At 43.7% G+C, this 2670-nt stretch carries 1 protein-coding gene, 12 tRNA genes and 2 rRNA genes; 14 read left to right on the plus strand and 1 reads right to left on the minus strand.

Features of this window, described 5'->3' with window-relative positions; translation table 11 throughout:
* The 14 genes from K4H96_RS11855 to K4H96_RS11920 form a co-directional block, all read left to right on the plus strand.
* Positions 1-263, plus strand: a 23S ribosomal RNA gene (locus tag K4H96_RS11855); the annotation flags it as partial.
* Between the two features lie 116 nt (positions 264-379).
* Positions 380-495: ribosomal RNA gene (gene rrf / locus K4H96_RS11860) — 5S ribosomal RNA — on the plus strand.
* 3 nt (positions 496-498) lie between these two features.
* Positions 499-571, plus strand: a tRNA-Val gene (locus K4H96_RS11865).
* A 7-nt stretch (positions 572-578) separates the two neighbouring features.
* Positions 579-649: transfer RNA gene (locus K4H96_RS11870), tRNA-Gly, on the plus strand.
* Positions 650-683: 34 nt separating this feature from the next.
* A tRNA-Ile gene (locus K4H96_RS11875) sits at positions 684-757 on the plus strand.
* Between the two features lie 15 nt (positions 758-772).
* Positions 773-844: transfer RNA gene (locus tag K4H96_RS11880), tRNA-Glu, on the plus strand.
* Positions 845-851: 7 nt separating this feature from the next.
* A tRNA-Ser gene (locus K4H96_RS11885) sits at positions 852-941 on the plus strand.
* Positions 942-960: 19 nt separating this feature from the next.
* Positions 961-1034 (plus strand) — tRNA-Met (locus tag K4H96_RS11890).
* Between the two features lie 5 nt (positions 1035-1039).
* Positions 1040-1112 (plus strand) — tRNA-Phe (locus K4H96_RS11895).
* Between the two features lie 13 nt (positions 1113-1125).
* A tRNA-Tyr gene (locus K4H96_RS11900) sits at positions 1126-1206 on the plus strand.
* Between the two features lie 8 nt (positions 1207-1214).
* Positions 1215-1285, plus strand: a tRNA-Trp gene (locus K4H96_RS11905).
* Positions 1286-1295: 10 nt separating this feature from the next.
* Positions 1296-1368: transfer RNA gene (locus K4H96_RS11910), tRNA-His, on the plus strand.
* 13 nt (positions 1369-1381) lie between these two features.
* Positions 1382-1453, plus strand: a tRNA-Gln gene (locus K4H96_RS11915).
* Between the two features lie 12 nt (positions 1454-1465).
* A tRNA-Leu gene (locus K4H96_RS11920) sits at positions 1466-1549 on the plus strand.
* 61 nt (positions 1550-1610) lie between these two features.
* On the opposite strand, the gene K4H96_RS11925 is transcribed toward K4H96_RS11920, so the two are convergent.
* On the minus strand, positions 1611-2670 hold a 1060-nt coding region (locus K4H96_RS11925), incomplete at its 5' end, for a site-specific integrase (RefSeq protein WP_227956545.1).

Raw genomic sequence — 2670 nt, forward strand, 5'->3', positions numbered from 1 at the left:
TGAGAGGATCTGCTCCTAGTACGAGAGGACCAGAGTGGACTTACCGCTGGTGTACCAGTTGTTCTGCCAAGAGCATCGCTGGGTAGCTATGTAGGGAAGGGATAAACGCTGAAAGCATCTAAGTGTGAAACCCACCTCAAGATGAGATTTCCCATAACGCAAGTTAGTAAGAGCCCTGAGAGAAGATCAGGTTGATAGGTTAGGAGTGGAAGTGTGGTGACACATGGAGCGGACTAATACTAATCGCTCGAGGACTTATCCTAGAATAAGAGATTCATCAGAGTGCAGCGAATGGTTTAGAGAAATGTGAGATTTGATATTGTATTCAATTTTGAGTTGACAAGGCTTGTCTGAGAGGACAGGACAGTTAATTCAATAGTTAAGTGACGATAGCCTAGGAGATACACCTGTACCCATGCCGAACACAGCAGTTAAGCCCTAGAACGCCGGAAGTAGTTGGGGGTTGCCCCCTGTGAGATATGGTAGTCGCTTAGCGAAGGGAGTTTAGCTCAGCTGGGAGAGCATCTGCCTTACAAGCAGAGGGTCAGCGGTTCGATCCCGTTAACTCCCATATTCAAGCGGGTGTAGTTTAGTGGTAAAACTACAGCCTTCCAAGCTGTTGTCGCGAGTTCGATTCTCGTCACCCGCTTTGAACGAAAGTTCATACCAAGTTTTTTGAACTTGGGCGCGTAGCTCAGGTGGTTAGAGCGCACGCCTGATAAGCGTGAGGTCGGTGGTTCGAGTCCACTCGTGCCCATTTCAATAATATTATGGTCCGTTGGTCAAGGGGTTAAGACACCGCCTTTTCACGGCGGTAACACGGGTTCGAATCCCGTACGGACTATATATTTGGAGGATTACCCAAGTCCGGCTGAAGGGAACGGTCTTGAAAACCGTCAGGCGTGTAAAAGCGTGCGTGGGTTCGAATCCCACATCCTCCTTAGGGACGAATAGTATTGACGCGGGATGGAGCAGCTAGGTAGCTCGTCGGGCTCATAACCCGAAGGTCGTAGGTTCAAATCCTGCTCCCGCAATAGTTGGCTCGGTAGCTCAGTTGGTAGAGCAATGGATTGAAGCTCCATGTGTCGGCGGTTCGATTCCGTCTCGCGCCATAATTTTATAATCGGAAGGGTAGCGAAGAGGCTAAACGCGGCGGACTGTAAATCCGCTCCTTCGGGTTCGGGGGTTCGAATCCCTCCCCTTCCATAACCTTTACGGGCATAGTTTAAAGGTAGAACTAAGGTCTCCAAAACCTTCAGTGTGGGTTCAATTCCTACTGCCCGTGTTTAAATATGGCGGGTGTGGTGAAGTGGTTAACACACCAGATTGTGGCTCTGGCATGCGTGGGTTCGATCCCCATCACTCGCCTATTTAATATTATTGGGGTATCGCCAAGCGGTAAGGCAAGGGACTTTGACTCCCTCATGCGTTGGTTCGAATCCAGCTACCCCAGTTAGAAACTTGAGCCGGCGTGGCGGAATTGGCAGACGCGCTGGACTCAAAATCCAGTGTCCTCACGGACGTGCCGGTTCGACCCCGGCCGCCGGTATAGCTTAAGTTTTAGAAACGTTGTTTTATCAGCGTTTCTTTTATTTTTGGTCAACTTTTGGTCAACTTTGCACTTTTTCATTTAGCTGAGACAATAGATTTCTCACTTTATTATTCTCTTCATCTGCTTTTTCTTTGATTAAATGTCCATAAGTTTCTGTTATTTCAGTTATATCCTTATGACCCATAAGCTTTGAAACAGCCCAAATATCGATCCCCATCGCTAAAAGAGAACTGCAATAACTATGCCTTAACCCTGTACTTGTCATATTTAGTGGTTTAATATTCAACTCCTGGAGTATATTTTTAAGCCATTTATTGACCGTATTATTGCTACTTATACCATTGAATAAATCAAAAAAAACTACATTGTCTGGATTTTCTAGTCCATAGAATGCCAATAATTCTTCCTGGATATTTTTCAAATTTCTAAGGATTTCTATAACTTTAAAGTCAACTGGAATAAATCGGATAGAGTCCTCAGTTTTAGGCTTTGTCCATCGTCTTCTTACTGTATCATAACGACGATAGGTTCGGATACCTTGACGCTCCCAGAGAACACAATCCCAACTCAATCCCGAAACTTCACCAGCTCGCAAACCTGTCTTTAGCTGCACATATAGCTGGAAAGGAACTACAGATTTTCTATAATCTAATTGTTCTTCAAGATAAACTGCTAAACGTGCATAATCTTTTAGGCTATGGATATACCTATCTTTCTTCCCTTTAGGAGAAGGTCGCCCAGACAATATAACTCCTTCAGCAAAATCATGAATATTAATCTTATCCCTTTTTGCAAAAATAATGACTTTCTTAATTTCAGAGTTTAAACGGCTAACATTATCCCGACTATTTGTTCTAGCATAAACATTTATAATTTCCTGGTATTCACTTGATCGAATATCGCATACCGGCTTATCCTGGAAATACTTCTGTATAATCTTTCCACGGAATCTATGCTTATTTAAAGCAGATTCTGATTTTCCTAAAGGTAGAATCTGTAGTTCAAACCAACGCTCCCATAACTGATACAGAGTAACTTCTCTATCAACGACTACTCCATTTTTTACTTTCATCTCAAAAGCAAGAGCTTCAATCTGAGCTTCTTTCTTTGTCCGAAAA

Source organism: Streptococcus sanguinis, assembly GCF_020729765.1.
Lineage (GTDB): Bacteria > Bacillota > Bacilli > Lactobacillales > Streptococcaceae > Streptococcus > Streptococcus sanguinis_Q.